Annotated in this window: 30 protein-coding genes and 2 pseudogenes; 20 read left to right on the forward strand and 12 right to left on the reverse strand. The window is 53.5% G+C overall.

All coding sequences use genetic code 11. The features are described 5' to 3' along the window. The first annotated feature begins 9 nt into the window (after positions 1-9). Both ACLH1I_RS22210 and ACLH1I_RS22215 read left to right on the forward strand, forming a co-directional pair. Positions 10-651 (forward strand): GntR family transcriptional regulator, encoded by a 642-nt coding sequence (locus ACLH1I_RS22210; protein WP_064794395.1) that lies wholly within the window; start codon positions 10-12, stop codon positions 649-651. Between the two features lie 290 nt (positions 652-941). Beyond that, positions 942-1,487, forward strand: coding sequence for a cysteine hydrolase family protein (locus tag ACLH1I_RS22215; protein ID WP_048323823.1), 546 nt, complete (start codon positions 942-944; stop codon positions 1,485-1,487). Positions 1,488-1,541: 54 nt separating this feature from the next. Here the strand turns inward: ACLH1I_RS22215 and ACLH1I_RS22220 are convergent, their stop codons facing one another. Together ACLH1I_RS22220 and ACLH1I_RS22225 are read right to left on the reverse strand one after the other, a co-directional pair. Continuing rightward, positions 1,542-1,769: a DUF1272 domain-containing protein gene (locus tag ACLH1I_RS22220; RefSeq protein WP_004203710.1), complete on the reverse strand. Its 228-nt coding sequence runs from the start codon at positions 1,767-1,769 to the stop codon at positions 1,542-1,544. Between the two features lie 111 nt (positions 1,770-1,880). Continuing rightward, positions 1,881-3,074 (reverse strand): zinc-dependent alcohol dehydrogenase, encoded by a 1,194-nt coding sequence (locus tag ACLH1I_RS22225; protein WP_053810557.1) that lies wholly within the window; start codon positions 3,072-3,074, stop codon positions 1,881-1,883. 629 nt (positions 3,075-3,703) lie between these two features. Here ACLH1I_RS22225 and ACLH1I_RS22230 point away from each other — a divergent pair. The 6 genes from ACLH1I_RS22230 (at position 3,704) to cydB (ending at position 8,379) form a co-directional block, all read left to right on the forward strand. Then, entirely contained in the window at positions 3,704-3,889 is a 186-nt protein-coding gene (locus tag ACLH1I_RS22230) for a general stress protein (protein ID WP_004150795.1), read from the forward strand. Positions 3,890-3,979: 90 nt separating this feature from the next. Further along, the gene (locus ACLH1I_RS22235) at positions 3,980-4,474 is read left to right on the forward strand and encodes a ferritin-like domain-containing protein (RefSeq protein WP_008807707.1); all 495 of its coding nucleotides are present in this window, start codon (positions 3,980-3,982) and stop codon (positions 4,472-4,474) included. 26 nt (positions 4,475-4,500) lie between these two features. Beyond that, positions 4,501-5,007, forward strand: coding sequence for a ferritin-like domain-containing protein (locus tag ACLH1I_RS22240; protein WP_004203713.1), 507 nt, complete (start codon positions 4,501-4,503; stop codon positions 5,005-5,007). A gap of 16 nt (positions 5,008-5,023) precedes the next feature. Further along, positions 5,024-5,911 (forward strand): manganese catalase family protein, encoded by an 888-nt coding sequence (locus ACLH1I_RS22245; protein ID WP_198080084.1) that lies wholly within the window; start codon positions 5,024-5,026, stop codon positions 5,909-5,911. A 54-nt stretch (positions 5,912-5,965) separates the two neighbouring features. Further along, positions 5,966-7,372, forward strand: coding sequence for a cytochrome ubiquinol oxidase subunit I (locus ACLH1I_RS22250; protein ID WP_004203714.1), 1,407 nt, complete (start codon positions 5,966-5,968; stop codon positions 7,370-7,372). Beyond that, the gene (gene cydB, locus ACLH1I_RS22255; RefSeq protein WP_023317966.1) at positions 7,369-8,379 is read left to right on the forward strand and encodes a cytochrome d ubiquinol oxidase subunit II; all 1,011 of its coding nucleotides are present in this window, start codon (positions 7,369-7,371) and stop codon (positions 8,377-8,379) included. The genes ACLH1I_RS22250 and cydB overlap by 4 nt, the downstream gene beginning before the upstream one ends. Before the next feature lie 132 nt (positions 8,380-8,511). Here the strand turns inward: cydB and ACLH1I_RS22260 are convergent. Together ACLH1I_RS22260 and ACLH1I_RS22265 are read right to left on the reverse strand one after the other, a co-directional pair. After that, a pseudogene (locus ACLH1I_RS22260) lies at positions 8,512-8,778 on the reverse strand (FUSC family protein); the annotation flags it as partial. After that, positions 8,738-8,935 (reverse strand): hypothetical protein, encoded by a 198-nt coding sequence (locus ACLH1I_RS22265; RefSeq protein WP_004203716.1) that lies wholly within the window; start codon positions 8,933-8,935, stop codon positions 8,738-8,740. The pseudogene ACLH1I_RS22260 and the gene ACLH1I_RS22265, both read right to left, overlap by 41 nt. Before the next feature lie 567 nt (positions 8,936-9,502). Between ACLH1I_RS22265 and ACLH1I_RS22270 the strand changes: the two genes are divergently transcribed. From ACLH1I_RS22270 to ACLH1I_RS22285, 4 genes are all read left to right on the forward strand, one after another. Beyond that, positions 9,503-10,135, forward strand: coding sequence for a helix-turn-helix domain-containing protein (locus tag ACLH1I_RS22270; RefSeq protein WP_064794394.1), 633 nt, complete (start codon positions 9,503-9,505; stop codon positions 10,133-10,135). 45 nt (positions 10,136-10,180) lie between these two features. Then, entirely contained in the window at positions 10,181-10,336 is a 156-nt protein-coding gene (locus ACLH1I_RS22275; RefSeq protein WP_167878475.1) for a hypothetical protein, read from the forward strand. Positions 10,337-10,761: 425 nt separating this feature from the next. Beyond that, a complete protein-coding gene (locus tag ACLH1I_RS22280) occupies positions 10,762-11,448 on the forward strand; it encodes an EAL domain-containing protein (protein WP_004203719.1) in 687 nt (228 codons plus the stop codon). 135 nt (positions 11,449-11,583) lie between these two features. Further along, a complete protein-coding gene (locus ACLH1I_RS22285; protein WP_017898654.1) occupies positions 11,584-11,994 on the forward strand; it encodes a Spy/CpxP family protein refolding chaperone in 411 nt (136 codons plus the stop codon). 85 nt (positions 11,995-12,079) lie between these two features. Here ACLH1I_RS22285 and ACLH1I_RS22290 read toward each other — a convergent pair whose 3' ends face one another. After that, positions 12,080-13,582 (reverse strand): UbiD family decarboxylase, encoded by a 1,503-nt coding sequence (locus tag ACLH1I_RS22290; RefSeq protein ID WP_004203721.1) that lies wholly within the window; start codon positions 13,580-13,582, stop codon positions 12,080-12,082. A 121-nt stretch (positions 13,583-13,703) separates the two neighbouring features. Between ACLH1I_RS22290 and ACLH1I_RS22295 the strand changes: the two genes are divergently transcribed. After that, complete coding sequence (locus ACLH1I_RS22295; RefSeq protein WP_064794393.1) at positions 13,704-14,603, forward strand: LysR substrate-binding domain-containing protein; 900 nt, start codon at positions 13,704-13,706, stop codon at positions 14,601-14,603. Here the strand turns inward: ACLH1I_RS22295 and ACLH1I_RS22300 are convergent. Together ACLH1I_RS22300 and ACLH1I_RS22305 are read right to left on the reverse strand one after the other, a co-directional pair. Then, the gene (locus ACLH1I_RS22300) at positions 14,600-16,384 is read right to left on the reverse strand and encodes a sensor domain-containing diguanylate cyclase (RefSeq protein WP_048323831.1); all 1,785 of its coding nucleotides are present in this window, start codon (positions 16,382-16,384) and stop codon (positions 14,600-14,602) included. The genes ACLH1I_RS22295 and ACLH1I_RS22300 overlap by 4 nt on opposite strands. Positions 16,385-16,457: 73 nt before the next feature. Next, positions 16,458-17,666, reverse strand: a complete 1,209-nt coding sequence (locus ACLH1I_RS22305; RefSeq protein WP_411302906.1) for an HD domain-containing phosphohydrolase — start codon at positions 17,664-17,666, stop codon at positions 16,458-16,460. Between the two features lie 303 nt (positions 17,667-17,969). Between ACLH1I_RS22305 and fraE the strand changes: the two genes are divergently transcribed. The 4 genes from fraE to ACLH1I_RS22325 all read left to right on the forward strand — a co-directional run bounded on the left by fraE (position 17,970) and on the right by ACLH1I_RS22325 (position 21,708). Continuing rightward, positions 17,970-19,013, forward strand: a complete 1,044-nt coding sequence (fraE, locus tag ACLH1I_RS22310) for a fructose-asparagine asparaginase (protein ID WP_043519431.1) — start codon at positions 17,970-17,972, stop codon at positions 19,011-19,013. 658 nt (positions 19,014-19,671) lie between these two features. Further along, entirely contained in the window at positions 19,672-20,586 is a 915-nt protein-coding gene (lpxP, locus tag ACLH1I_RS22315; protein WP_017898648.1) for a kdo(2)-lipid IV(A) palmitoleoyltransferase, read from the forward strand. Positions 20,587-20,675: 89 nt separating this feature from the next. Next, positions 20,676-21,314 (forward strand): leucine efflux protein LeuE, encoded by a 639-nt coding sequence (gene leuE, locus ACLH1I_RS22320; protein ID WP_004203730.1) that lies wholly within the window; start codon positions 20,676-20,678, stop codon positions 21,312-21,314. 130 nt (positions 21,315-21,444) lie between these two features. Then, the gene (locus ACLH1I_RS22325) at positions 21,445-21,708 is read left to right on the forward strand and encodes a DUF2534 family protein (protein ID WP_004203731.1); all 264 of its coding nucleotides are present in this window, start codon (positions 21,445-21,447) and stop codon (positions 21,706-21,708) included. Between the two features lie 59 nt (positions 21,709-21,767). Here the strand turns inward: ACLH1I_RS22325 and ACLH1I_RS22330 are convergent, their stop codons facing one another. The 4 genes from ACLH1I_RS22330 to ACLH1I_RS22345 form a co-directional block, all read right to left on the reverse strand. Then, a complete protein-coding gene (locus ACLH1I_RS22330; RefSeq protein WP_004203733.1) occupies positions 21,768-21,893 on the reverse strand; it encodes a hypothetical protein in 126 nt (41 codons plus the stop codon). 118 nt (positions 21,894-22,011) lie between these two features. After that, complete coding sequence (gene yoaJ, locus ACLH1I_RS22335) at positions 22,012-22,086, reverse strand: protein YoaJ (RefSeq protein ID WP_137910537.1); 75 nt, start codon at positions 22,084-22,086, stop codon at positions 22,012-22,014. Beyond that, the gene (locus tag ACLH1I_RS22340) at positions 22,086-22,187 is read right to left on the reverse strand and encodes a YoaK family small membrane protein (RefSeq protein WP_004150782.1); all 102 of its coding nucleotides are present in this window, start codon (positions 22,185-22,187) and stop codon (positions 22,086-22,088) included. Before ACLH1I_RS22340 ends, yoaJ begins: the two co-directional genes overlap by 1 nt. A gap of 57 nt (positions 22,188-22,244) precedes the next feature. Continuing rightward, positions 22,245-23,258, reverse strand: a complete 1,014-nt coding sequence (locus ACLH1I_RS22345) for a sensor domain-containing diguanylate cyclase (protein ID WP_017898645.1) — start codon at positions 23,256-23,258, stop codon at positions 22,245-22,247. Between the two features lie 283 nt (positions 23,259-23,541). On the opposite strand from ACLH1I_RS22345, the pseudogene ACLH1I_RS22350 reads away from it, so the two are divergent. The 3 genes and pseudogenes from ACLH1I_RS22350 to ACLH1I_RS22360 form a co-directional block, all read left to right on the forward strand. Continuing rightward, positions 23,542-23,705: pseudogene (locus ACLH1I_RS22350) on the forward strand (replication endonuclease); the annotation flags it as partial. 698 nt (positions 23,706-24,403) lie between these two features. Next, a complete protein-coding gene (locus tag ACLH1I_RS22355) occupies positions 24,404-25,669 on the forward strand; it encodes an AAA family ATPase (RefSeq protein ID WP_064794392.1) in 1,266 nt (421 codons plus the stop codon). Positions 25,670-25,678: 9 nt separating this feature from the next. Then, positions 25,679-26,557, forward strand: a complete 879-nt coding sequence (locus ACLH1I_RS22360) for a DUF4435 domain-containing protein (RefSeq protein WP_064794391.1) — start codon at positions 25,679-25,681, stop codon at positions 26,555-26,557. A gap of 153 nt (positions 26,558-26,710) precedes the next feature. Here the strand turns inward: ACLH1I_RS22360 and ACLH1I_RS22365 are convergent. Next, positions 26,711-26,952 (reverse strand): hypothetical protein (locus tag ACLH1I_RS22365; RefSeq protein ID WP_411302909.1); only part of this gene is annotated, 242 nt, incomplete at its 5' end.

Here is a 26,952-nt window from a genome sequence, read left to right on the forward strand (position 1 = left end):
GAGAGCCAAATGAACGCTGCTACCCGTTCGACCGCCGATATCCTTGCCAGTGAGTTAAAAATCTTAATCAACAAGGGGGCATTGCGAGATGGCGACCGGCTTGTGGAGCGCGACCTGGCCTGCCAGTTTTCTGTCAGCCGTATCCCAATGAGAGAAGCGATACAGCAGCTTGAGCGCGAAGGTCTGGTTGAGATTTTCAGAAATCGTGGCGCGGTGGTGAAAACGCTGACGGCCGCAGATGTCGATGAAATTTATCAGCTGCGGGCACTCCTGGAAGGTGAAGCCATTTTTCATAGCCTGGAGAATATGGACCCGGAAACGCTTGCCCGGGCAGAGCTGGTGCATCAGCTGCTGAGTAGCGCTTCTGAACCCGAGCTGCAGGGGAGGTATAACCGCGAGTTTCATGAACTGCTGTATCGGAAGTGTAACAATCAGCGCCTGTTGAAGATGATCGGTGAATTGCGCGAGCAGATTGAAAGATATGAGCTTTTTCAGAACAGACTGCTGTCGGATACGCTGAAATTCCAGGATGAGCATCAGCAGATCCTGATGGCCTGCCAGCAAAATAATTCACAGGAGGCTCGGGCATATACTGTGAAACATATTCTTTCAGCAGGTGAAATCCTTCGCGCCTATATTGTAAGCCGTTAATGGTTGCGTAAAGCGGCTGCGTTGTTCACGCATAAATTGCCATCCGTCTCAGCTCAATGCTATAAGAAAAGAGCCGTTTTAATGGCGCTTATGTTTTATCTGTAAAGAATAAGTGAAGGTCAGATAATGATTACGTCAGTGCAGCCAACCACCACCGTCACCACCACGACCGTAACCTGCGGTGGTGTGGGCGTATCTGTGACCGGCTCCTGACAAACAGATCCTCACTCCCCGCCAATGTGGACGGGGAGAGACCTCTCCGTTCGTGACAGACTGAATGGAGACCCATCATGATTTCATCTGAGGATGCCCTGTTAATTATCGATATGCAGCAGGGGCTTTTCCGTGGCCCGGTTTCCCCGTATCAGGCCGATGCGCTTCTGGCGAACGTTTGCCTGCTGATTGAAAAAGCGAGACAGGCTGAGGTGCCCGTCTTCTTTGCCCGCCATACCGGAGCTGACGACTCTCCGTTCTCCGCGCAAAGTCCATTAACTCAACTGCTGCCTGAGATGGGTGTTAACGGCGAGCGGGATATCGTCTTTATTAAAAAGTACCCTTCCTGTTTTCAGCAAACTGACCTTGCGCATCAGCTCGCTCAGGCCGGCGTAAAACAGCTGGTTATTGCCGGGATGAAAACCGAATTCTGCGTGGACACGACCTGCCGAGCGGCATCGGCGCTGGGATTACGGACGGTGCTGATCTCAGATGCGCACTCAACCATGGATAACGAACGTTTATCAGCGCCTGACATCATTGGCCATCACAATGTCACCCTTGCCGGGCCATTTGTGACGCTGTCGACCGCCGCAGAGTGGCGCTTTTCGGCAGCGAAATAAGGATGAAGAAAGGGAGCCCGAGGGCTCCTTTACGCTACGCCTGCTCATCCGGTTTTACTGCCCATGGCGGCGCAGGGTGGAGGCGGGGTGGCGCCGGAGCGCCTCTTCGGGACGCACCGGACGCCGCACTAGTTCGCCGCCGCAGTTCGGGCAATGGCCGTTAAGCCGCGCCGTCATGCAGTCCTGGCAAAAGGTGCACTCGAACGAACAGATAAACGCTTCGCGTGAGTCTGGCGGCAGATCTTTATCACAGCATTCGCAATTCGGGCGTAACTCGAGCATGACCTTCTCCTGTGGTTAACGGCTGTATCAGCGACGGCCGGCCAGCGCATGCTGTTTTTATAGCACGGCGCAGACTGGCCTCCGAGGGATTTCGCTGCGTTAATCTCCGCCTCAAAGCGTTGCCTTTCCGGGCTGCATCCCCGGCACGAGGATCACTTTGCGGCATGCCTCTTCACGTTTCTCAAAGATCTGATAGCCGCGCGCGGCCTCCTCCAGAGGCATATGGTGAGTGACAATCTCCTCCGGGGTGAGCAACCCTTGCTCAATAAGCGCCAGTAGATCCGGCAACCAGGCATGGACGTGGGTTTGCCCCATTCTGAAGGTCAGCCCTTTATCAAAGGCATCGCCAAACATAAATCCGTGAATGAAACCGGCGTAAACCCCGGGTACGCTGACGATGCCGCCGCGGCGCACGGCAGCGATGCACTGGCGCAGCGCTTTCCCGCTGCTGCCCTCGATTTTCAGGGTGCTGAGGACGGTTTCCGTAAGGCTGCCTTTCGCCTCGAAGCCGACGGCGTCAATCACCGCATCGACGCCGCGATGGCCGGCGGTGTTGTCGATAATCCACTGCGCCGGATCGTCATGGTGGTCGAAGTTTATCGGGATCGTGCCATAGCGCCGCTGCGCGAAGTCGAGTCGGTAATCGTTATGATCGATGATAAATATCTGCTCTGCGCCATTGAGCCTGGCGCAGGAGGCACACAGCAGGCCAACCGGGCCGGCGCCAAAAATAGCCACGCTGCTGCCGGGTTTGACCTCGGCGTTTTTTACCGCCTGCCAGGCGGTAGGCAGAATATCTGACAGAAACAGCACCTTTTCATCGGGTAAGGTGTCCGGCACTTTAAACGGTCCGGTATTGGCTTTGGGAACCCGCACATATTCCGCCTGGCCGCCGGGGATCCCGCCGTACAAATCGCTGTAGCCGAACAGGGCCGCCGGTGGCGAAATGCCTTTTCGGTTGAGCGTCGCCCCCTGGCCGCTATTGGTGCTTTCGCAGGCGGCATATTGCTGCAGGCGACAAAAGAAGCAGTCTCCGCAGGCGATGACAAACGGGATAACCACCCGATCGCCTTTACGAACCGCGGTGACCTCGGAACCGGCTTCCACCACTTCCCCCATAAATTCATGGCCGAAAATATCACCATGGTGCGTGCCGGGGATCTTACCGCGGTAAAGGTGCAGATCGGAACCGCAGATCGCCGTCGCCGTGACGCGCAGAATAATATCGTCCGGCGCCTCAAGGGCCGGGTCGGGCATGGTGTCGACGCTGACATGATGGGGGCCATGATAAGTGAGTGCTTTCATAAAGTCTTCTCCTGGAGAGAATGGCTGATAGCAGCAGGCGAAAAGGCATTGTGACCTAACGTTATTGCCGCCGATAAACCACAGTAAAAATAAAGCGTAGAGTACTTATAATGGAACTGCGTGATATTCCACTCAGTGAATGTATTCCACGCTTCGCTTATTTAGCGGCTGGTTTGTTGAGGTTATTTGAGGTTATTTGCCTATTCCCCTTATGTATGCCAGGCTTAATCGGGCATGATATTCGCTCCGTTTTATTTTCCAGCCGCTTCCCCAGCGGCTTTTTTTTGCCTTAAAAAAAGAAAAAATCTGAATTTCAACCAGACTAAGGGCGTTACTGCCGCTTCGTTATATAACCCAACAGGAGTACTCCGCCGGTATAAATAATTCTTTGCCACAGTGGTGCTCTGTGTGCATTATTTCCCTGAACACAGTAAGTTAGCGGGAATGTACCGTCTGGTTATTTTTGATGTGTTTTGTAGAATTATTCCGAATTACTCCTAAAAGGCATCAAAAACACGGGATAATAATTTGACTAACCAGCATTACCCGCTAGATTTAAATATCGAACGACGAGTGATACGGAATATTTTCGTATCGTACTGACATAACCGATATACATGAGGTGAAATATGGCAGAGCATCGTGGTGGTTCCGGAAATTTTGCTGAAGACCGTGAAAAAGCTTCTGAAGCAGGTCGTAAAGGTGGTCAGCACAGCGGCGGGAACTTTAAAAATGATCCGCAGCGTGCGTCTGAGGCGGGTAAAAAAGGCGGACAAAACAGCCACGGTGGTGGCCGCAAGTCCGATAATTCCTGATTATCCTTTTCCTTGCACCCTGAAGTGAAAGTATCTCCTGCGAGTCTGTCACAGACTCGCAGTTATTTTCTGACTCCAGAAGGTATTTCTATGAATATGAAAAGCATTGAAGATGTATTTATTCACCTGCTCTCAGATACCTACAGCGCAGAGAAACAATTAACCCGCGGGCTGGCAAAACTGGCCAGAGCGGCGTCCAGTGAAAAACTCAGCGCGGCGTTCAATGCTCATCTTGAAGAAACCCAGGGCCAGATTGAACGTATCGACCAGATTATTGAGCAGGAATCTGGTCTGAAAATCAAACGCATGAAATGCGTGGCCATGGAAGGATTGATCGAAGAGGCCAATGAAGTCGTTGAGAGCACGGAAAAAAATGAGGTACGCGATGCCGCGTTAATTGCCGCTGCGCAAAAGGTCGAGCATTACGAAATTGCCAGTTACGGTACCCTGGTTACCCTGGCGGAACAGTTGGGTTATAAAAAAGCGGTCAAATTGCTGGCCGAAACCCTGGAAGAAGAAAAGCAAACCGATGTTAAATTAACCGACCTGGCGGTAGGTAATATTAATAAAAAAGCGGAAAAATAAACGCTCCCTGACACGAGGAAATCACGATGAATCACATTGAACATTATCATGACTGGCTACGAGATGCGCATGCCATGGAAAAACAGGCAGAATCCATGCTGGAATCAATGGCTGGCCGTATCGATAATTATCCGGATCTCCGTGCCAGAATCGAACAGCATATTAATGAGACCAAACGGCAAATTACCGTGCTGGAAGAGATCCTCGACCGCAACGACATTTCGCGCTCGGTGATTAAAGATTCGATGAGTAAAATGGCGGCTCTCGGCCAGTCCATTGGCGGAATGTTTCCTTCCGATGAAATCGTCAAAGGCTCGATCAGCGGGTACGTTTTCGAGCAGTTTGAGATCGCCTGCTATACCTCTCTGCTGGCGGCCGCTGAAAAAGCGGGCGATACCGCCTCCATCCCAGCCATTGAGGCCATCCTGGCGGAAGAGCGGGAAATGGCCGACTGGCTGATCAAACATATTCCTCAGACCACGGAGCAGTTTCTCCTGCGTTCAGATGCTGACGGCGTAGAAGCGAAAAAATAACCCAGGAGGCAGGCCTATGTTTCGTCATGTGAAACAACTGCAGTATACCGTGCGCGTTGCTGAACCCAACCCGGGGCTCGCGAATTTACTGCTCGAACAGTTTGGCGGCCCTCAGGGCGAGCTGGCCGCCGCGTGTCGTTATTTCACTCAGGGATTAAGCGATGACGATCCCGGCCGTAAAGACATGCTGATGGATATCGCGACAGAGGAGCTAAGCCATCTGGAGATCATTGGCACCCTGGTCGGCATGCTAAATAAAGGCGCCAAAGGGGCGCTGGCGGAGGGCACCGAGAGCGAGGCGGAACTCTATCGTTCGCTCACCGCCAACGGCAACGACAGCCATATTACGTCGCTGCTCTACGGCGGCGGTACTCCGCTGACCAACTCGGCGGGCGTGCCGTGGACAGCGGCCTACATTGATACTATCGGCGAACCCACCGCAGACCTGCGATCGAACGTCGCGGCGGAGGCGAGGGCGAAGATCGTCTATGAACGGCTGATCAACGTGACCGACGATCCCGGCGTGAAGGACGCGCTGGCGTTCCTGATGACTCGCGAAGCGGGGCATCAGCTCTCTTTTGAGAAAGCGCTGCAGTCGATTCGTAATAACTATCCACCGGGCAAACTGCCGCCCATTAGCGAGTACGCGAACACCTACTACAATATGTCTGAGGGTGGAGAAGTACGCGGCAGCTGGAACAGTGACAAACACTTCGATTATGTCAAGGATCCGCAGCCGGCCGTGGATGGCGGAGATGGCAGCGCCTCTGTCGGCCTGACGCCGGAGCAGGAAGCGCTGTGCAAAGCGATGCTGAAGCGAACACAGTCTGACCCGCAGGGTGATCCTTTGACCGGCGCCGAACTCGGCGCCGGTAAGCAAAACACGTCATCATCGGCTAAGTGATGTTCGCATAAGCCCCGGCTGCGGCCGGGGCGTTTCACAATGATGGTGCGGATTATGTTTGAATTTGACGCGTTTCATCTGGCCCGACTGCAATTTGCCTTTACCGTTTCCTTCCATATTCTGTTTCCGGCCATCACCATCGGTCTTGCCAGCTACCTTGTGGTGCTGGAGGGGATGTGGCTGAGAACCCGGGATAACGTCTGGCGCTCGCTCTACAACTTCTGGCTGAAAATTTTCGCCGTCAATTTTGGTATGGGCGTGGTTTCCGGATTAGTCATGTCCTATCAGTTCGGCACCAACTGGAGCGGATTCTCTCAATTTGCCGGCAGTATTACCGGCCCGCTGCTGCTGTATGAAGTGCTGACAGCCTTCTTCCTCGAAGCGGGATTCCTCGGCGTGATGCTGTTCGGCTGGAGCAAGGTGCCGCCAGCGCTGCATTTTTTTACCACCTGCATGGTAGCCCTTGGCACCCTGGTCTCCACCTTCTGGATCCTCGCCTCCAATAGCTGGATGCAGACGCCGCAGGGTTTTACCCTCGAAAATGGCCACCTCATCCCGCAGGACTGGCTGGCGATTATCTTTAATCCCTCGTTCCCGTATCGCTTATTCCATATGGCGATCGCCGCGTTTCTCAGTAGCGCCATGTTCGTCGGGGCCTCCGCCGCCTGGCATCTGCTGCGCGGCAACGACTCGCCGGCCATCCGCAAAATGCTGTCGATGGCGATGTGGATGGCGCTGCTGGTGGCGCCGATCCAGGCGGTGGTGGGTGATATGCACGGTCTTAATACCCTCGAACATCAGCCGGCGAAGATTGCGGCGATTGAGGGACACTGGGAAAACCGGCCCGGCGAGGCCACCCCGCTGCTGCTGTTTGGTCTGCCGGATATGGAGCAGGAGCGCACCCGCTATGGCCTGGAGATCCCGGCGCTCGGCAGCCTGATCCTCACCCATAGCCTGCATAAGCAGGTGCCGGCCCTGAAAGATTTCCCGAAAGAGGACCGGCCCTATTCGCCCGCCGTGTTCTGGTCGTTTCGCATTATGGTGGGGATGGGGGTGTTGATGATCGCCTTAGGGATCTGCAGCGCCTGGCTTCGCTATCGGCGGCGGCTGTACCATTCGCGTCCCTTCCAGTGGTTTGCGCTCTGTATGGGTCCCGCCGGTCTGATTGCGCTGGTCGCCGGGTGGGTGACCACCGAGATGGGCCGTCAGCCGTGGGTGATCTACGGTTTGCTGCGCACCCGGGACGCGGTGTCGTTGCACAGTACGCTGCAGATGGCTATTAGCCTGCTGGTGTTTATCGTGGTCTACTGCGCGGTGTTTGGCGTGGGGTATTACTATATCTTCCGGCTTATCAAAAAAGGGCCGCAGCCGGTGACGGAGCTGACCTCGCAAACCGCAGGCACCCCGGCGCGTCCGCTCTCGGCGGCAGAGCCGGTGCGGGATGAGGAGAACGCATCATGAGCATCGATATCTCGGTGATTTGGTTTGTCATCATTGTCTTCGCCACGTTGATGTATATCGTGATGGATGGTTTCGATTTAGGCATCGGAATGCTGTTCAGCGTGGTGCATGACGCCGAAGAGCGCGACGTGATGGTTAACAGCGTGGCGCCCGTCTGGGATGGTAACGAAACCTGGCTGGTGCTCGGCGGGGCAGGGCTGTTCGGCGCCTTTCCGTTGGCTTACGCGGTGATCACCGATGCGCTGGTTATCCCGCTGACGGCGATGCTCATCGGCCTGATTTTCCGCGGCGTGGCGTTTGAGTTTCGCTTTAAAGCGGTTCCCTCGCATCGCACCTTCTGGGACTATGCCTTCGCTGGCGGCTCGCTGCTGGCGACCTTCAGCCAGGGGATTGTCGTCGGTGCGTTTATCAACGGCTTTGCGGTGGCTGACCGCCGCTTCGCCGGCTCGACGCTGGACTGGCTTACCCCCTTCAATCTGTTCTGCGGTCTGGGGCTGGTAGTAGCCTATCTGCTGTTGGGCACCACGTGGCTGATCATGAAAAGCGAAGGCGCGTTGCAGCAACGGATGCGCGAGCTGACCCGCAAGGCGCTGCTGGCGTTAATGGCGGTGATCGCGGTGGTCAGCGTCTGGACGCCGTTGGGCTGGCGCTATGTGGCGGAACGCTGGTTTACGCTGCCCAATTTCTTCTGGTTTGTGCCGGTGCCGATCCTGGTGCTGACCCTGAGCTTGTGGATCTGGCGCCTGAGCGCGCGCCCCGCAAGCCATGCTCGTCCCTTTATCCTGACGCTGGGCCTGATATTCCTCGGCTTCAGCGGGCTGGGAATCAGCGTCTGGCCGAACATTATTCCGCCGCACATCTCCCTGTGGGATGCCGCCGCGCCGCCCTCCAGCCAGGTATTTATGCTGCCGGGGGCGCTGCTGATCATCCCGGTGATCCTGATGTATACCGCCTGGAGCTATTACGTCTTTCGCGGCAAAGTGTCCGGCAGCGAAGGCTATCACTGAGCGAGATACGCGCCGGCGGCCCGGGAATGAACCAGATAGTCGCGGGCAGACCGGCGATCCGTTCCCTCCTTGCTTGGGCAGGGTGTCAATATGGGGGCGCACCGGCAGCCCGAAGCCGTCGGTCAGGTCGGCGCTTAAGATACCGATCGTTATCTTCTCCACCCGGATCACCGCAGGGTCAAAAAGGGTTCCGGGCCTGGAGACGGCGGCAAAGCCCAACAGGCGCAAGGTGTCACCCGCCAACAGGAAAGCGTACCCACGCGATGGGCGTTCAATCAGGGGCAGGCTGTGACTTCCTGCGAGCCACAGAGCCCGCATGATGCTGGCCTGACGCCCGCCGGGGAAGGCGGGCAGAGGCTTACGCTTTTGGCGACTTGATCTTAATAATAAATCGCTCATTCACCCGGGTGATCCTCGCGCCAATGTCGCCAAACTCGGTGGCGATTTTAAAAAAATCGTCTGCGGCGACGTCAAAATCGAGTTCGATTTTCTGATGTTGTCCTGTCGCCAGTAACTCATAGAAATGGTCAAGGCTGCGGGCTTTTTCGCTGGGCATCGTATTTCTCCATGGTCAACCAATCAGCAGGGCGTTTATGACTTATAGCGCATTCCGGATTATTCAGCAGAATGGTAATGGCGCCTGATATAAGATTATGCAATGACAGTAAGAGTGAGGTAGGGCGATATTATTCCGTGTTGTTAAACCGTGCGGTCGCGCGTTTGCCGGCGATACCATGACGGCAGGAACCATCCTGCGGCGTCGGCTGATAATAGACATTGTTTGATGACAATTTGATGTCAGTAAAATGAACCTGCAAGGGCTCGGGATTTCATATCGCTAAATAATTTTTAATCTGTGGCTGTTAAGGTAGTTCTTAACTACCTTATGGTGATGGGGCTTTATTTTTATGGCCAACGGCGAGGGAACAACGATGCAATTACTTGATTTATTCGCAGGCTTATTGTGGTTAAGCAGCGTTATTTTCCTGCTGTTTGTTCTTGATGTAGTCATCACCCGTTATCTTTATCGTAAATAACCGACAGAGGCGACGGCGCTGGGCATAGGGTACCGCGCCGGAGGATGATAGTATAACGCCGGGACTGATTCAGGAAGGAATGTGCGGTGCTCGGGAGAATTGATTACGATATTGAAAAATACCAGTTTACCGAAGCCGGTGAAACGTCGCGGCTGCGGGAGCAGTGGCGAGAAGTCTATCAGGAGTGCCGTCAGCTGCAGGCCGGGGCAGAGGAGCGTCTGCGCATTGCGTTGCTGAACGTCGACTATGTCACCAGCTTCGAGCTGCCTTTTCGCCTGCTGCTGGTGCGCGCGCCGCAGCTGATCGCCGACGTCCGCGAGACGCTGCAGCTCAGTCGTAAAGCCGCCGTTTTCAACGGCAAACGTTACGGCTGCGTCTACAGTTTGAAGCAGGATTTACAGGCTGTACCGGAGAGCTTTCATTACCACCTGACAAACCGTATTCGTCGCGTCGAGGCGACGGGCCAGACGGCGGCGCCGTACCAGCAGATCGCCCGGGAGATTAAACCAGCCCGGGATCGACTCCGCCAGGCATTAATCGCCGGCCTGCCGGTTACCGCGCTTGATGCCCTGTTCTGGTTCGGCAGTCAGCGGGTGGCGGCGGACATTGCCCAGCTGCGCCGGTCCGGTATGGCTATTGTCACTGAGGAGGTGGAGGTCAGCGACACTCTGTTCAATACCACCCGGCGGGTACCGGTTTATCGTCTGACCAGCGCGTGAGCGGGTCTCGCTTCGCCCAGCCGCTGCCTCTGCAGGCAGTCGACCATTGCGCCATCAAACCAGACGCACAGCCCTCTGGCGGCATGCCGCGGAGCCGGTTCCAGCCACGCGCTGGCGCTGAGCATGACTAGCATCAGCGCCAGCGGAACCCCGTATATTCTTCTCACTACCCTTTTCCCACTTCGCCTCTTTTGCCAGTAAGATAGCGGGAAAATATGACGTTTCGTTGACCCGTCTGCCTGATTTATCGCCTGCAGACGGCGTGGCAGGCGGGCCGTGCCGGGTGATGCGTTATTGATCTTCGGCATAAAAATGCCAAAAACTGGCGGCTTGTTTTTTTCGGTTTTATTACTCCATGCTTTTTTCCCCGTAGGGAAAAAGCATGAAGCCGCAATGCCTGGTGATGGATTATTTTGTAACTGGCTGGTTTGAAACGATATTTTAATTTTGACTTAGGTGGGGATGACAGCGGTGGCAAATTTATATTAATTCACTTTACCGATCAATAAATTATATCTTGATAGCTTTTAGCTATCGAATGTTTCTTATCGATCATTTTAAACTATTTTTGTTGGCGGGAAATATATGACATGCTTTAACCCTTTCTTATTTCTGGTATTTTTTAAATGGTTAAAGAAAACGTGAAAAATACCTCTTATCGCTTCGTTCTGGAGCCCGCTATTAGCGATGATGGTGCCTACCACTCGTGGGAATTGCTCACTAAAGACATTATAGCACCCGCACAAAATAACACCTCCGCGCCCACGTTTTCTTTCTCCACGCTTACCGAACGCGACAAGCTTGCACTATTTACCCGGCAAATCGAATTGCTTTCCGTCTTTGATTTTTCCCAGGTCGATAATAAGCCGATCTCGCTGAATATTGATGATTTATTAAGCCATTTTATTCTGACCGACCGCTATCTGTGTGATTTTCTGCGCGCCAGTAAATACATCGCCTTGGAAATAAATGAGAATTTTCATGAGTTTATCGCCGGTCGCGAACTGACGGCGCTGAGCACGCTGGCGGCGCTTTGCCCGGTCTGGCTGGATGACTTTGGACGCGGACGAACGACTTTCCGGCTGCTGGAGCGATTTCGCTTCGATTGCGTCAAAGTGGATAAAGATTATTTCTGGGACAAAGAAAACGATCCCGCTTTGCCTGGGCTGTTACAGGCTATTCATACCCTGACCGGGCATGTGATTGTGGAGGGGATCGAAACCGAAAAGCAAAAACGGTTAATCACTGCGGCCGGGGATATCATTGGTCAGGGCCGTTACTGGAAGGATGAATATATCTTTCTCTGCTGCTGAGCCCCCACCGGGGCGAGGTTTCGGTGACCTGCCATTCTTTTCTTATCCAGTTTTAAACGAATGCTTTGTTACAGATAGGCTTTATTCCCGCGATGATAATCCCGTCTCTTTTACTTGCCTGAAGGATAACTCATTGTGAATACACGCTTGCGTAACACCCTGATCGCCATTGCGCTGACCACCTGCTTCACTGCCGCCAGCCAGGCGTCGACCTCGGCTGACGTGCCGTCTGTCTCGCAGGACCCGGTCGTCCAGCATCTGAAGCTGAGTGAGGAGCAGGTCGCCAAAATCCAGGCGCTGCGTCAGGGATTCGAAAACAATGTGAGCCAGATTAAAATCAGCGGCTATCAGGACGGCGCCCTGGCCGACGTTATTCACTCCGGGAAATGGGATGAAGCTAAAGTCAAACAGCAGCTGGCTGCTTTTGGCCAGCTGGATCAGCAGGTGCGCTACTATCGTGTGAAATACTACTTTGACGTCAGCCAGGTGCTGACTGCCGAGCAGCGTGAGCAGGTGAAAAAAGACCTCGCCGCGGCGATTAATTAACCCGGCCTTCGCCATCCGCTCCGGATGGCGCTGAATCGGGCGACAGACGCCGCGTGTCCGGCGCCAGTCGCCCAGCTTGACTGACTTACTGACCGTGGCCGTTTTCCAGACGGGCGAAATACTCCGGAGCAAACGGACGCGGGTCGACATCGGCAAACGGCGCACGCTCAAAGTGTGGCTTCAGCGCCCAGGGGACCGTGCAGTCAAAAATCGTCTTGCAGCTGATACCTTCCCCGCGGATCGACGGACTGTATTCCGGCGTCTGGGAAGGATCGAGCTGGTGACCGCGGATACCGGGGAGGGTGGTGATGCTGACATCCCCCTGCATGCGGGTGGTCATCGCCCACAGGATATCGTCGCTGTCAAAGATATCGACATCCTCATCAACCAGAATGATGTTTTTCAGTTCGGAATAGGTCGCCAGTGCCAGCAGCGCAGCCTGTCCCTGACGACCTTCGTCGGCGGGCTGACGTTTTTTCACCTGCAGGATCCCCAGAAATTTACCGCCGCCCGCGGTGTGGGCGTAGACATTTTGTAAGAAGCCCGGGATGGCAGCCTCGACGGCATTCCAGATACTGGCTTCCGTCGGCAGCCCAGCGAGGGTGGTATGCTCTTCCCCCGGTCCCACCAGCGTCTGCAGGATCGCATTGTGCCGCATGGTGACCGCTTTGACTTTGATCACCGGCAGCGACGGGTTGGCGCCGCCGCAGTAGCCGGGAAATTCCGGCATCGCGTGGCCGCTGTTGGTGTGCTGATCCTCTCTGACGCGCACGCCGGGCAGCAGTTCGCCTTCAATAACGATCTCGGCGCGGGCGATGGCTTTCTCCGGGACGCTGACGCCCTGCACCAGCTCCACCGGGCGCTGACGCAGCGCGCCGGCCACGCCCAGTTCGTTATAGCCAAACGGCGTGGTGGGGGCTTCGAAGCAGGCGCCAATATAGATGGCCGGGTCGAGACCCATATTGATGGTTATCGGCAGCGGTTTTCCGGCTGCCTCGGCTTTCTGGCGAAACACTTCGATATGGCGGCCGGCGGCAAGAAACATCGACAGCTCATCCCGGCCCTGCACGCACAAGCGGTGGATGGTGACGTCGGTGAGCGAGGCGTCGTCAGGATCGCTGGCCAGCGCCAGGCCCAGGCAGAAGAAGGGGCCGGCGTCGATCGGGGTGTTGGTAGGCGCCGGGAGCAGGGTGCGCAAATCAAAGTCCGGATCGTCGGCCAGAAAGATCTGCTCCTGACAGGGGGCGCTGTCGGCCGGGACCACTACCGGCGCGACCGGTGTTTTCACCGCTTTACCCACCTCCAGCGCCAGCTGCGAAGCTTCGCAGCCCAGCAGCAGCGCTGCCCGCTGGCGGCTGGCGTGCATGCCCACCAGAATGCGCGAATGCGGATAGCCCTTAATATTGTTAAACATCATCGCCGGGCCAATGCGGGTGGGGCGCTTCACGGTGCCGCCGGCGCCGATATGGCGATAGACGCCGGCCAGCTCGGCGTTAGGGTCCACCGGATGATTGGTTTCGAGGTACTGATTGTCATGCTGTTGCAGCAGCGCGATGGCGTCGCGCAGATCCTGAATCGGTGCGGTCATGATGTTCTCCTTAGCGTGTCGATGCGCACAGTATGCTTAGCAGGCTAATGGTTATCAATTGCATCATTCATGCTTTATTGATAACATTTTTATTATCAATCAAACCCACCGGAGTCCGGCCATGTCCTTGCGAGCGTTACGCCATTTTGTGGTCGTTGCCGAAGAGTTACATATGCACCGGGCGGCGGAGCGGTTGCATATCGCCCAGCCCGCCCTCAGCCAGCAGATCAAACAGCTCGAGCAGCGTCTGGGGGTGGTGCTCTTCTCCCGCGCTAACCGCCGTCTGACCCTGACCGCCGCGGGCGAGGCCTTTTGGCAGAAGACGCGGCTGGCGCTGGAGATGGTCGACCAGGCGGCACTGGACGCCCAGCGCACCGCGCGGGGCGAGCAGGGAAGACTGCATCTGGGGTATGTCTCCAGCGCGATGTACGACAGCAAACTGCCGGGGCTCCTGCGCGAGCTGCGCGCCGACTGGCCGGGGATTGAGCTGTCGCTGGTGCATGGCGATGTGCAAATGCTCTACGAAGCGCTGCGGGATCTGCGCCTGGATATCGCCATCATCCGCGCGCCGCTGGCCTCGCCGCCGGACGCGCTGGTGGTCAGGCCGTTTATGCGGGAAAAGCTCTGTCTGGCGCTCTATCAGCAGCATCCACTGGCAGGGGTAGGGGCGCTCAATCTGGCCTCATTGCGCGCGGATAACTGGATCTCTCTTAACGATCCGCAGGGCACCGGGCTGGAGCAGGTATTTATTGACGCCTGCCGCGTCGCGGGCTTTACGCCGCAGGTGGCGCAGCGGGTCAACGACGTCACCTCGATGATTAGCCTGGTCTCCGCCGGGGTCGGGGTGGCCCTGGTTCCGGTCTCGGCGCGGGCCTTACGCCTCGATAACGTGGTGTACATCGATCTTCAGGACCGGCTGGCGGAGAGTGAGCTGAGCATGGTTTACCACCGCCATATCCGTTCGGCGGTAGTACGGAAAGTCATCTCGCTGCTCAATGCGACTGAGCACTCACCCGGTTAACCGGTCTTCAGGCGGCCAAAGCTGACAATCCTTGAGCGGCCCAGCTCTTTCGCCCGGTACAGCGCAGCGTCCGCCGCGCGCAGCAGGCTGTCGCTTTGGGTATGCTGCGGATAGCTGGCGATACCAATCGACACATCCACCTGACCTATTTCGGTCAGACCATCGCGCAGCGTCATATTATGCACCTGGGTATAGATCTCGCTGGCGCACTGGTGCGCCTCGGCTTCGTCAATGCCGGGGAGCAGCACCAGAAACTCCTCGCCGCCGTAGCGGAAAGCCATGCCGATATCGCGCACCGCGCGCTGCACGATGGTGGCGACGCTCTTAATCACCAGATCCCCGGCCTCGTGGCCGTAGCGGTCATTGATGGCTTTAAAATGATCGATGTCGATCATCAGACAGCTCAGCGGGGTGTGGGTATGGACCGCCAGCGCCATCTGTGAATGCAGCGCTTCGTCAAGATGATGGCGATTACGCAGGCCGGTCAGGGAATCGAACAGCGCTTTTTCCAGCAGGGCGCTGCGTAAGCGCTGATTGGCCAGCGCCAGGCCCAGCGCTTCCGCCATCAGCTCAAGGTAGGCCCGGGAAGGGGCGTCACTGGCGGTAACGTTCTGAAAGGTCAGCAGCCCGATGGCTTCGCCCTGGGCGATAAGCGGTACGCAGAGCGACTGGCCGGCGTGCTCCTCCGGCAGATGATAGCAGGTGATATCGGGTTCGCCCTGCACCGGCGGATGGCTGAGTCCCCGACGTATCGCCCAGCAGTCGTCGGGTGAAAAGGGCGTCGTCTCCCCGGCGGGCGCCAGCCACTGCGCCACGCAGCGCATCTGCCAGGGATCGGTATCCAGAATATACAGTTTCCCGGGGATCGTCGGGGCGATATTCGGCGCAAACAGTTCCGCCACCTTAATCACATCCTCAATGGTTTCACAGCCCTGCAGCCGCTGGGTCATGCGCGCCAGCAGTTCGCGGATCGCCCAGTCGGCGTCGCGCTGCTGCTCCAGCTGCTGGCGAGCCAGGCCGTTCTCGCGAAAAATGCGGATGGCCTGGGCCATATCGCCAATCTCATCCACCTGAGTGAACTGCGGCGTCTCCACCGCATAGTCCTGGGAGGCGAGACGCTGCACCACGTCGCTCAGGCGAACCACCGGGTAGAGCACCCGGCGTTTGAGAATAAAGCCGAGGACGAACAAAAACATCAGGGCGGTCAGGCCGACCATGATTTCCGACAGGGTTCGCCAGATCCGCGAGCGGTCGGTGGCCTGGTCAATGGCAACGGCGGCGCGATTTTCGAGCATCTGGCGGAAGCGATCGATCTGCGTCTGCATACGTTCCAGCTCGGTCTCGTACGCTTTGCCATACAGTATCGCGATGGCCGCTGGCGCATCGCCGTTGGCGACATGCGCCAGGGCGGCCTGCTGTTCATCCTGAAGTTCAGCGGCAATCTGCAGGCCATCGTGCAGCAGCGCCAGCTCCTCGCGGTTGGCGCCGTTATCTTTCAATCTGGCCAGCCGCAGCTCAATGCTTTTGTCGCTCCGCTGCAGCTGCTGATACTGCTCCAGCGTCTCCGGCGAGGGCTTAACCACGTATAGCCGGGCGAGGTCAGACAACGCCCAGGCGTCGTTTTCCACCTCGTCGGAGAGGGTATCAAAGACCTGGCGCTGCTGTACCGCCTGGCGTTCGACGCGGTCAGCGCTGGAGGCCATGAGCATGGCGCTCCCGGATGCCAGCGTCAGGCCGACGGTGATCCCATAGGCCCAGTTGGTGATGGTGGCGATTCTCACCCTGTGTTTCCTTGCATGCAGATGAAGCGGTTTTAATTATAGAACCCGCCCCCGGTTATGACGGCGGCCCGCTTCAGGGGCGGTGCTCGCTGCGGGGGTGTTCAAGGGTCTGAAGAATGATGGCGTGTAGCGTTTCCGCATGGTGGCGTAAAACGAGAAAGACATCGCGATCCAGAGCGCCATTTATAACATCCGTTTCCATAATCTGTAAGGCCTCCTGCCAGGCCATCCCTTTACGATAAGGGCGATTTTCGGTCAGGGCGGTGAAAATATCGGCGATGGAGATAATCCGGTCGGCGAGGGTCAGGTGATCCTTTTCGAGATGCAGAGGGTAGCCGCTGCCGTCCAGTTTTTCATGATGATTCGAGGCCCAGTTGATAATGTCGCCAAGCTCGCTGTAGTCGCTCAGGAGATCTCCGGTCATGTAGCTGTGCTCGCGTACCTGACTCAGCTCGTCGTCATCCAGCTCCCCCTCTTTTTCCAGAATAGAAAGAGGGATATAAACCTTACCAATGTCATGCAGATAGCCGGCAACCTGTATTTGCTGGCAGGTGGGCTCTGGCAGCTGCATCCAATGGGCAAGCTGGCGGGCGATTTCCCCCACCATAATACTGTGGCTGGCGGTAAAGCTGCTGTAGGTGTCGACAATTTTGGCAATCAGCAGGCAGACATCTTTCAGACCGTCAATATCCAGATATAGCGTGTTGATGGGGGCAATAATTTCCAGCAGCCGTTGAATATGCCCGGGATGCAGGTGCTGCCAGAAGCTCGCATTTTCAGCGACCTCGCACAGGGTATCGCAGAGCAGCGGATCGATCTCCCGGTGCAGGGTGACGAACTGCTCCACCACTACCCGCGTGGGCCACGCGGCCACGCGGCTATCCGCCGGCAGCAGCCGTTCAAAGGCATCGGCGAAATAGACAATATGCTGTTCGCGGCTGCCGCGGTGCTCCGGGCTAAAGTGGTGGTCGCGAATAAAGGGGACGATGGGCTGGAAGGTTGCTAACCCCTCAAGCATCGCCGCCCCCTGGCGCTGATGCGGATCGTGGATATTATCGATGGCATCCAGCGAATGGATGGTGCGTCTATCACCCAGTACGCCGATATCGTGCAGCAGCGCGGCGCAAAAAATGGTCTGCTGACGCTCGGCAGGCAGCCCCAGCCTTTGCGCCAGCGTCAGCGCGATTAAGGCCGTTCGTTGCATATGCCGGTGCAGTTCAGGGTTAATGATCTGAATGACGTTGGTGGTCAGCATCAGGGCCGACTTCAGGGCAATGCGCATTTCTGTTCTCCGTTCGCGTCACCTGGCGGGCATAAATGACCTCGAGGGTGACGGAAGTGTCGATAATCTGATCGCAATGCGTGTTGTGTGTTGCTGAACGAGTAAAATCTCATAATGTATGGGGTCATGGCGCCTGCCCGGTTCAGATCCAGTCATGCACCAGATTTGGGCGATGTTGAGGCGAGAACCTTATTATTGTCTGATAGTTAACCATTTACCCCCCGTAAAAGATATCAATTCTGGCAAGCCCTTTGCATTAAGCAAGCGTAAGTTTGATTAATGTCTATGAAGGGAGTGACCTGTATGAATTTTAGAGCATTACTTGCCATTGCGTTACTGACGATAAGCAGCCTGGCGTTTAGCGAGACGCGTTTACCGCATATTGTCATTTTAGCCACCGGCGGGACGATTGCCGGCTCGGCGGCCAGCAATACCCAGACGACGGGCTATAAAGCCGGGGCAATTGGCGTGCAGACGCTGATTAACGCCGTGCCGGAAATCAGTAAAATTGCCCACGTCGAAGGTGAGCAGGTGGCGAATATCGGCAGTGAGAATATGACCAGCGATATTATTCTGCAGCTCTCGAAGCGGGTGAATGCGTTATTAGCCCGGGATGATGTCGATGGCGTGGTGATCACGCATGGCACCGACACCCTCGATGAAACCCCTTATTTCCTCAATCTGACGGTGAAAAGCAATAAACCGGTGGTCTTTACCGCCGCGATGCGTCCGGCGACGGCGATCAGCGCCGACGGGCCGATGAATCTGCTGGAAGCCGTCACCGTCGCCGCCGACCCGGATGCCCGCGGGCGCGGGGTAATGGTGGTGCTTAACGACCGCATCGGCGCGGCGCGCTTCGTCACCAAAACCAATGCCACCTCGCTGGATACTTTCCGGGCGTCGGAGGAGGGTTATCTTGGCGTCGTGGTGGGGGGAAAACCCCAGTTTGAAACGCGGGTGGATAAGATCCACACCCTGCGCTCGGTCTTCGATGTGCGTCAGCTGAAGGCCCTGCCGAAAGTGGTAATCATCTATGGTTACCAGGACGACCCGGAGTATATGTACGATGCGGCGATCGCCCATCATGCCGACGGTATTATTTACGCCGGCACGGGGGCAGGTTCGGTGTCGGTACGTAGCGCCGCCGGTATTAAAAAAGCGCAGCAGGCGGGCATCGTGGTGGTGCGCGCCTCCCGCACCGGCAGCGGCGTGGTGCCGCCGGACGACAGCCAGCCCGGGCTGGTGGCCGATTCCCTCAATCCAGCGAAAGCGCGTATTCTGCTGATGACGGCGCTGACGCAGACCAAAGATCCGCTGCTGATCCAGCAATATTTCCACACCTACTGATCCTCTGCCGCCGGGGCGTCCATCACGTCTTCGCTGCGGTTTGCCCTACAGTGACCCGATGTCGGGTCACTGTCCGCGCTAAACACGGTGCTTTATGCCGGTAAGGCGTAAAGAAATATTTTTTAAGCGGCGGGTAAGGGCGGTATTAACGCGCAAACAATTGCCAGGGCGCTTATTTTTAAAGCATCTTTAAATAAGTCTATTCTTAATTATTCCCTTAAGGCGATTTTAATATTCCTTATGCTGACGGATAAAAAATGAGTCACGCTGAAGGAGGAACCCTTTTATTTTTTCGCGGCACAGACGAAGAGCTTGGAGACGCGGGCAGGCTGCGGGCCGTGTGGCTGAGCGGGCATCAGACCCCGGCAGACAAGGCGTTCTCGCGTCGGGTTTCGATTATGTCCGGTAGTAACGCTGATGATTAGCGTGAAAATGATATGCACGATGAATATATTAAGAAGAGGATAAGATTTAAGTTTACATTTAGTAACATTTGTGCCGCAATTATGTTTTTTTGTCAGCACGTTGTTTTTTACTTGCCGGAGGGAATTTCAGCGGATTAGTATTGTCCTACTTGCTGTACGTACCGCCTAATGATGATAAATGGATTCTGTTTTCCTTAAGCGTTACCACATAATTAATGTTTACAGGAAAAATCATGGCCTGCGTATTTAATAAACAACTTTTACACCCGCGCAACTGGCTGACCTGGTTTGGGCTCGGCATCCTCTGGTTGATTGTACAACTGCCTTATCCGCTGCTGCATTTTATCGGCACCAGTGCGGGTCGTCTTTCCCGACGTTTTCTCAAACGCCGCGAACATATCGCCCGGCGCAATATTGAACTCTGCTTCCCGGAGATGTCGCCGGCGGCGCGCGAGACCCTGATCGATCAAAACTTTATGTCGCTGGGAATGGGGCTGATTGAAACCGGCATGGCCTGGTTCTGGAGCGACGAACGGGTCAAAAAATGGTTTGATGTCGAGGGCTTTGCCAATCTTAATCATGCGCTTAGCGGCGGGAAAGGGGTGATGGTCGTCGGCGTGCACTTTATGTCGCTGGAGCTGGGCGGACGCGCCATGGGGCTGTGTCGTCCAATGATGGCCACCTATCGTCCGCATAACAGTCCGCTGATGGAGTGGGTGCAAACCCGCGGTCGCCTGCGCTCGAACAAAGCGATGATCGATCGTAACAACCTGACCGGCCTGGTACATGCCTTAAAATCAGGCGAAGCGGTATGGTTTGCTCCGGACCAGGATTACGGCCCCAAGGGCAGCGTGTTTGCGCCGTTTTTCTCCGTCCCGCAGGCGGCAACCACCAACGGCACCTATGTGCTTTCCCGCTTATCGGGGGCGAAAATGCTGAGCATCAGCATGGTGCGCAAGCTGGATCGCCAGGGCTACAGCTTGCACATTAGCGAAGTGATGAATGACTATCCGGGTGAGGATAAGCAGATCGCCGCCGGCTATATCAACAAGGTGATTGAGCGCGAGATCCTCCGCGCCCCTGAGCAGTATCTGTGGGTGCATCGCCGTTTTAAAACCCGCCCGCTGGGTGAACCTTCCGTCTATTAACCTTCCCGCACAGGCTGCGCTTTCAAAATCCCGACAGTTGGGGTAACGTGAGCTGGATCATGTTTTAGTCGTGCGCGAAGGAGTGCAGAGTGTTCGCTGAGTTTGGTGTTCTGAATTATTTGACTTACCTGGTCGGGGCGGTGTTTATCATCCTCGTCCCTGGCCCTAATACGTTTTTTGTGCTGAAGACGGGCATTGCCCACGGCGTGAAGAAAGGCTATCTGGCGGCGGCGGGCGTCTTTATTGGCGACGCGGTGCTGATGTTTCTGGCCTTTGCCGGCGTGGCGACGCTGATTAAGACCACGCCGGTGCTGTTTAACGTCGTCCGTTATCTCGGGGCGATTTACCTGCTGTGGCTGGGGGGCAAAATGCTCTATGCGGTGCTGACCCAGCGTGACGGCCAGGCCGACGCCAGCGCAGAGCCGGCGAGCGCGATCCTCAAGCGTTCCCTGACCCTGAGCCTGACCAACCCGAAAGCGATTCTGTTTTATGTGTCGTTTTTCGTGCAGTTTATCGATGTCAACGCCAAAGCCCCCGGGGTGGCGTTCTTTATTCTGGCGCTGACCCTTGAGGTGATTAGCTTCTGCTATATGAGCTTTTTGATCCTCTCCGGCTCGTTTGTCACCCGCTACGTCAAAACCCGCAAGAAGCTGGCTAAACTTGGCAACAGCCTGATTGGCCTGGTTTTCGTTGGGTTCGCCGCGCGCCTGGCTACCCTGCAGTCCTGATCCCCACGGGCCGGTTACCCACAGACCGGCCCGCCGCCTCTTATTCTGTCCTGTAACAAAAACCCTTCATTTTTTATTGCATTGGTGTTACATATACAGCCGTTTATCGCTCAGCAAAAAGGAAGCCCGGATGATTCTGCAAAAACTCCTCAGCAATAAAAACTGCAAAAAATACTGTCTGTCGCTCGCGGCGGTGTTTGCTATCGCGCTGGCGGTGGTGGGACGGGCGACCTTTGGCGGCGTGGTGAGCGAGTACAATATGCCGTACTCGGAGTGGACGACGTCTATGTTCTTCCTGCAGGGGGCGATGGTGACAGTTTACAGCATCGTCTTTACCGCGCTCTTCGCTATTCCGCTCGGCTTTATTTTCCTCGGCGACGAGCGTCAGGATTAAGCGTCAACGGGCGAACCGCGGTTCGCCCTGTCTTATCGGCTCATCAACAGCGTGAAGCATTAATCATCGTCATGATAATGGTGATGGTGGTGGTGGCGATGGTGGTGATACCCATCGTCAACAATGCATCCCGATAACAGCGTGCACAGCGCGATAATCAACGGTAACACGATCGGCTTTTTCATCCTTACTTCTCCCGCTATTTTTCTTTCCCCGTGGCCGAGAATGCCGCGGCGGATAACGTGAGTGTAAAGCGTTAACTTATTGATGGGATAGGATAACTCCGCAATATCGTCGCGGCGATCACCACCAGCCGAACTGGGCGCCGGCCACCGCCACGATGGCGACAACCAGCATAATAATGGTGCTTTTTTTCATTATGCCCCGCCCGGCGCCGCATAGCCGCCGACAAAAAACCAGCCGAGAAAGACGACGGCGATGATAAAGATCGCCACCGGGAAAAGAATACCCAATTTCATGATAGTGTCCCTGTACCCACGAATGATGCCCTGCATGATACTGGATATCGCGTGACTTTAGTCAATATGAATAAAATTCTCCTGCCGGCGAGACTTCTTATCCTGATACATCGCCTCATCGGCAGCGCGTAAGGCCGCTTCAACATCGATACTCTGCGGATCGCAGATGACCACCCCGAAGCTGGCGCCCTCATAGTTGATACGCTGTTCGCCGAGGAAGTAGACCCCGCACAGGGCCTGGCGCAGGGTGGTGACATACGCCTGCTGCGCTGCAGGTGGCTGGGCGCTACCGACGATCAAAAACTCATCGCCGCCAAGGCGGCCAACGATATCTTCACGGCGCGCGACGGCGGTGAGTCGTTCACCGACCTGCACCAGAAAGCTGTCGCCGCACGGATGGCCGAACCGATCGTTAATGGCTTTGAAACCGTCGAGATCGATAAAAATGAGCGCGACCTGTTGCTGCTGAGCGCGGGCGGAGGCAAAGCGTAGCGCCAGTTGCTTAAATAGCGCGCGGCGGTTAGGGAGCTGGGTGAGCTCATCGGTAGACGAGTGCAGCTCCAGCGCGACGTTTGCCGCCTGCAGCTGTTGCACCAGGGTGTCTTTTTCCACGTAGTGGGAAATGAGCTTCGCGAACAGGCCCATGACCTGTTCACCTTCAAGGTTATAAGGCTGTTGTTGCCGGCTGGTGGCGCAGAGGGTACCGAACAGAGATCCGTCGGCCAGGCGCACAGGAATGCTTAAAAAGGTGGCGATCCCCAGCTCCTGGGCGGCGATACAGGAGTGCCAGCGACGGGCGACGTCATTGCTAAACGTACACTGATCCTCAAGGGCGCGTTTGCACAGGGATTCATCCCAGGGAACGGAAAACCCTTCCGGGATCTGCATTTCGCTGCTGTTGTGGGCGAACATGATCTGTTGCCGCTGGGCGTTGATATCGATGCGGGTAAGGTAGGTGGACTCCATTCGCGTCACCGCCTCCAGCATCTCCAGCAGCTGGCGCACCAGGGTTTCCAGGGACTGTTCCGTAGCGAGGGTTTGCGACACCCGGGCAAGAATAAAATCTGACATGAATAATACAGCTCCAGCACGCCAAACGTCACCCCAGCATATTGGGCTGCAAACGGACATCAGCGTCGAATAAACAGTGATATTTTTAAATTTATCACATCTTTCTGGGGAATACTTGTCGACTCGCCGGGAAAAAAAGCCCCGTCGAAGGGAGATCACTCAGGAAACCGTGGATTTCAACGTGATGATAATGATGCTTCCTCCATTAATTATAAAATGCGCCGCGAACTGTGGCGTACTAGCAATCAAGTACACTGCCGTAACGAGATGATGGCCTGTATTATGGAATCACTCGACGGTCAGGGAGAGTAGCGATTATCGGATTGATATGTTGGCCACTTTCCGCATAGCGATGCATAAAAGGAGCTGTGCTGGTATGGCGTTCGTGTCACTGAGCCGTACCATGATGGTACCGTGCACTGGCGTTTGTTGTGTTTTTTACGCAAAAACATCGCCATCTATCAAGGGGTTACTACTAAGGCGCTGAAAACGCCACTCAAGACGACCCTGTCGCCCCTTGGAGTTCTGTCAATAACTGTACGGGTAACACTGGGGCGGACAAAAAAATACAGGCTGAAAGGGCTGACGTTCCGCTGAATATCGAAAACTTGAGACGATATTCACTCAAGCAAAGGCCGGTGATAACGATTGGTTGAGGAAAGCGTCCATCAAGAAATCAACTCATGAAGTTGTGCGCGAAAGATGAGCTCGTCTATTGATGACGGCTCTGCATAGTCATGAGTCCAAAGGTTGACGCAGGTAAGCAGACAAAAGCGCTGATAAAAGCAAAAAAATTAGTGAACAAGCAATAGTCAGTATTGCGGGGGGGGGGGCGGTAGGGCATCTCATCAACAACGACAACGGAGCTGCAATCGTAGAGCATGCTAATTATTACTTAATCGAACCATCAGAGTTTACAGATCAGGATTGCATACTTATTGTGAAGAACTCACAAATATGAAGATGCATCGTTTGGGAACGGTGTTTTTCTGATAAATTGGTTTTACGTGCATAACGTATGTGTTTGATTTATAGTTAGCTAAATTCGTCTGCGGACATAGTGGTAAAATTGCGAGTTATCTAACATAAGTAATAAGGTTTGAGCAGGTTTTTAAAGTCAAGCCACTAAATTAATAGGGGGTAGGATGAGGCTTATTTATGTTACAATTGAGGGTTTTTGGGGGGTTAAAGATGTATCACTTAATTTTTACAGTGATTATAATTTTATTATTGGGCCAAATGGGATAGGCAAAACAACTGTATTGAATTTGATAACCTCTGTATTTAAAGTCGATATAGATGCTATAGCAAAGGTTCAATTTGACCGTGTATTGATAGGTGTTATTGGTCTTGACAATAATCTATACCATATAGATGTGATAAAAGGGATTGGCGATGATGATGATTGCGTTATTACTTTTCAAATTCTCAATTTAAGTAATGATTTTAAAGTTTTTTCTAGAATTTTTAAAACTGTGCTACATGATAGAAGTGATGATTATAATAGGCTTAGAAGGTTTTCAAGAAATTATTTTCAACACGAGGATGCAAAGAAAATAATTAATGAGATGATAAATATTGTATGGCTTCCGATAGGGAGGTTTACTCCTGAAAATGATAAGGAATACAGGTTGTCCGCCTATGGAAGTACAGTTGACATGCGGCTTGATGCCGTGCTTGAAGGTATAGTAAAATATGCATCGGTAATCAATAAAAATATTTCTAACGAAATGTCCGAGTTCCAGAGAGATGCTTTGATCTCTTCTATAGATTCATCTTATGCTGAGGGGTTGAAAAAGAATAAAAACGAACACAACTCATCTCACGATATGAATGCTTTGATGGAAGTTTTTCAGGAAGTTGGCATCCCTGAATACAAATATAAACAGCGCGTTTTAAAAATGTTCACTGTTCTTGAAGAAGTGGTGAGTAAAATTAATGAAGGAAAAGAGAATATGTTAACTCAGGAGGAAGTGACAAACGCATTTAGTTTATCTAGAACAAGATACCTTGTTGAGCGATATAATGAATATAAAACGAAAAAAGATTTAATCTCCAACAAGATTAATTTGTTTATTGAGCAGTTAAATAAGTTGTTTAGTAATAGGAAGGTTTTTTTTATAACTGACTCAAATGAGCTTTCATTTATTAGTGAGGGGCGTGGTGATTTGAGTTTGTTTGATTTATCTTCAGGTGAAAAACAATTAATAATATTGCTTGGCGAGGTGCTTCTCAATGAAAGCACTCCCTGCGTATTTATAGCTGATGAACCTGAGATTTCTCTTCATGTTTCATGGCAAGAAATGCTTGCAGAAGTAATGGGTCAATTAAATAGCAACATGCAAGTTATTTTGGCAACCCATTCTCCTGACATTGTATCAAAAAGAACCAATAATATAATTTCAATGTAAGGTGGCTGTATGGAGACGGTGTATTTTACCAGAACCACTGGTGGCTTAACTGCTCAAAGCTATTTCTATGGCTCTGAGTATATGGTTTATATTGAAGGTAAGGATAAGGAATCAAAGGGTACTACATACGATGAAAAGTATTACAATGCTATTCTGAGCTATCTCCTTCCAGGGAAAAAGGTAACAATTAAAGTAGTTGGCTCCTGCCATGATGTGTTGCACATATACAGACAAATATTAAATTCTAATATTTCGAATACTATTTGTTTTATTGATCGGGATTATAGCGGGGTTACATTTAATCATATTTCTGATTACAGGTTAATTAGAACTTATGGTTATAGTTGGGAGAATGATTTTTGGTCTACTGAACTATGTTATTTCATGATAAATAGCTTGACTAATCACAATCCTAATGCGCTTAACGAGTTTGCTACTAAGCTTAAGTTTGGTGTTTCACGGTTAGCGTTCCTACATAAAATAAATGTCGCATGCACTTTCCTTAATTTCAATATCTTGGCTTTAGGATGTAAGGGGCAAGATGGGATAATATATGATTCTGAATCTCTTTTTTTAGTTAGTAATTCTGAGATAAAACGAATAGTTCTTCCATTGAAAAAACATCCGGAAATAAAAGAGTTGCGTTTTTTTTATAAGCAAATCGAAGCGTTGCCAGAAAGATTGATTCAAGGTCACTATTTTGAATACATCATGTTACGTGCAATAAAAGATGTTTCCAAAAAATACTCTCCTGAAAAAATTGCAGCGTCTGAGAAAATAATTAAAATTATTTCTTTTTCTCAATTTATGATAAGGCCATCGAATTTTTTACCTCCGGCAGTTTTGGATTACTATCAAGAGAAATTAAATTTATTTTTAGAGAGATAGTGCAATACTTGTTATTTTATTTGGTGTTGGTTCTTTTTTTAAGAAACGAAAATAAAGGTAGGCGACAAATGTTATTCGTGATCTGTCAATTGTTATATATAAGCGACCAATTAAAGAAACTTCATGTTAATATGTGGTTCAATAAGGCGAGTGTTAATATAAAGCACATATAGATTCGTGATCTGGTTTGTTATGGAAATGAATTGATATGTAGTTGTGTCTAAAGTGAGAGACATTGATGAAATCAATAAATTTTACTATTTCTGAATGGATTGGGGTGGTTATGTAAGTATCCCGCATAATCGTGCCATTCACATTTAGAGATCCTCCGGCATAATCGCTCTGCCAACAAAGGAGATCGCTATGCGTAAAGCCCGTTTTACTGAGCATCAGAT

Origin of the sequence: Klebsiella sp. 1SOBk10mer, from assembly GCF_046602535.1 — a bacterium.
Taxonomy (GTDB): domain Bacteria; phylum Pseudomonadota; class Gammaproteobacteria; order Enterobacterales; family Enterobacteriaceae; genus Klebsiella; species Klebsiella quasipneumoniae.

Bases quoted from the DNA above. Each gene is read 5' to 3' on its own strand.
- ACLH1I_RS22210 (WP_064794395.1), top strand. From the start codon at position 10: ATGAACGCTGCTACCCGTTCGACCGCCGATATCCTTGCCAGTGAGTTA.
- ACLH1I_RS22215 (WP_048323823.1), top strand. From the start codon at position 942: ATGATTTCATCTGAGGATGCCCTGTTAATTATCGATATGCAGCAGGGG.
- ACLH1I_RS22220 (WP_004203710.1), bottom strand. From the start codon at position 1,769: ATGCTCGAGTTACGCCCGAATTGCGAATGCTGTGATAAAGATCTGCCG.
- ACLH1I_RS22225 (WP_053810557.1), bottom strand. From the start codon at position 3,074: ATGAAAGCACTCACTTATCATGGCCCCCATCATGTCAGCGTCGACACC.
- ACLH1I_RS22230 (WP_004150795.1), top strand. From the start codon at position 3,704: ATGGCAGAGCATCGTGGTGGTTCCGGAAATTTTGCTGAAGACCGTGAA.
- ACLH1I_RS22235 (WP_008807707.1), top strand. From the start codon at position 3,980: ATGAATATGAAAAGCATTGAAGATGTATTTATTCACCTGCTCTCAGAT.
- ACLH1I_RS22240 (WP_004203713.1), top strand. From the start codon at position 4,501: ATGAATCACATTGAACATTATCATGACTGGCTACGAGATGCGCATGCC.
- ACLH1I_RS22245 (WP_198080084.1), top strand. From the start codon at position 5,024: ATGTTTCGTCATGTGAAACAACTGCAGTATACCGTGCGCGTTGCTGAA.
- ACLH1I_RS22250 (WP_004203714.1), top strand. From the start codon at position 5,966: ATGTTTGAATTTGACGCGTTTCATCTGGCCCGACTGCAATTTGCCTTT.
- cydB (WP_023317966.1), top strand. From the start codon at position 7,369: ATGAGCATCGATATCTCGGTGATTTGGTTTGTCATCATTGTCTTCGCC.
- ACLH1I_RS22265 (WP_004203716.1), bottom strand. From the start codon at position 8,935: ATGCCCAGCGAAAAAGCCCGCAGCCTTGACCATTTCTATGAGTTACTG.
- ACLH1I_RS22280 (WP_004203719.1), top strand. From the start codon at position 10,762: ATGGTTAAAGAAAACGTGAAAAATACCTCTTATCGCTTCGTTCTGGAG.
- ACLH1I_RS22290 (WP_004203721.1), bottom strand. From the start codon at position 13,582: ATGACCGCACCGATTCAGGATCTGCGCGACGCCATCGCGCTGCTGCAA.
- ACLH1I_RS22295 (WP_064794393.1), top strand. From the start codon at position 13,704: ATGTCCTTGCGAGCGTTACGCCATTTTGTGGTCGTTGCCGAAGAGTTA.
- ACLH1I_RS22305 (WP_411302906.1), bottom strand. From the start codon at position 17,666: ATGCGCATTGCCCTGAAGTCGGCCCTGATGCTGACCACCAACGTCATT.
- fraE (WP_043519431.1), top strand. From the start codon at position 17,970: ATGAATTTTAGAGCATTACTTGCCATTGCGTTACTGACGATAAGCAGC.
- lpxP (WP_017898648.1), top strand. From the start codon at position 19,672: ATGGCCTGCGTATTTAATAAACAACTTTTACACCCGCGCAACTGGCTG.
- ACLH1I_RS22325 (WP_004203731.1), top strand. From the start codon at position 21,445: ATGATTCTGCAAAAACTCCTCAGCAATAAAAACTGCAAAAAATACTGT.
- ACLH1I_RS22330 (WP_004203733.1), bottom strand. From the start codon at position 21,893: ATGAAAAAGCCGATCGTGTTACCGTTGATTATCGCGCTGTGCACGCTG.
- ACLH1I_RS22340 (WP_004150782.1), bottom strand. From the start codon at position 22,187: ATGAAATTGGGTATTCTTTTCCCGGTGGCGATCTTTATCATCGCCGTC.
- ACLH1I_RS22345 (WP_017898645.1), bottom strand. From the start codon at position 23,258: ATGTCAGATTTTATTCTTGCCCGGGTGTCGCAAACCCTCGCTACGGAA.
- ACLH1I_RS22355 (WP_064794392.1), top strand. From the start codon at position 24,404: ATGAGGCTTATTTATGTTACAATTGAGGGTTTTTGGGGGGTTAAAGAT.
- ACLH1I_RS22360 (WP_064794391.1), top strand. From the start codon at position 25,679: ATGGAGACGGTGTATTTTACCAGAACCACTGGTGGCTTAACTGCTCAA.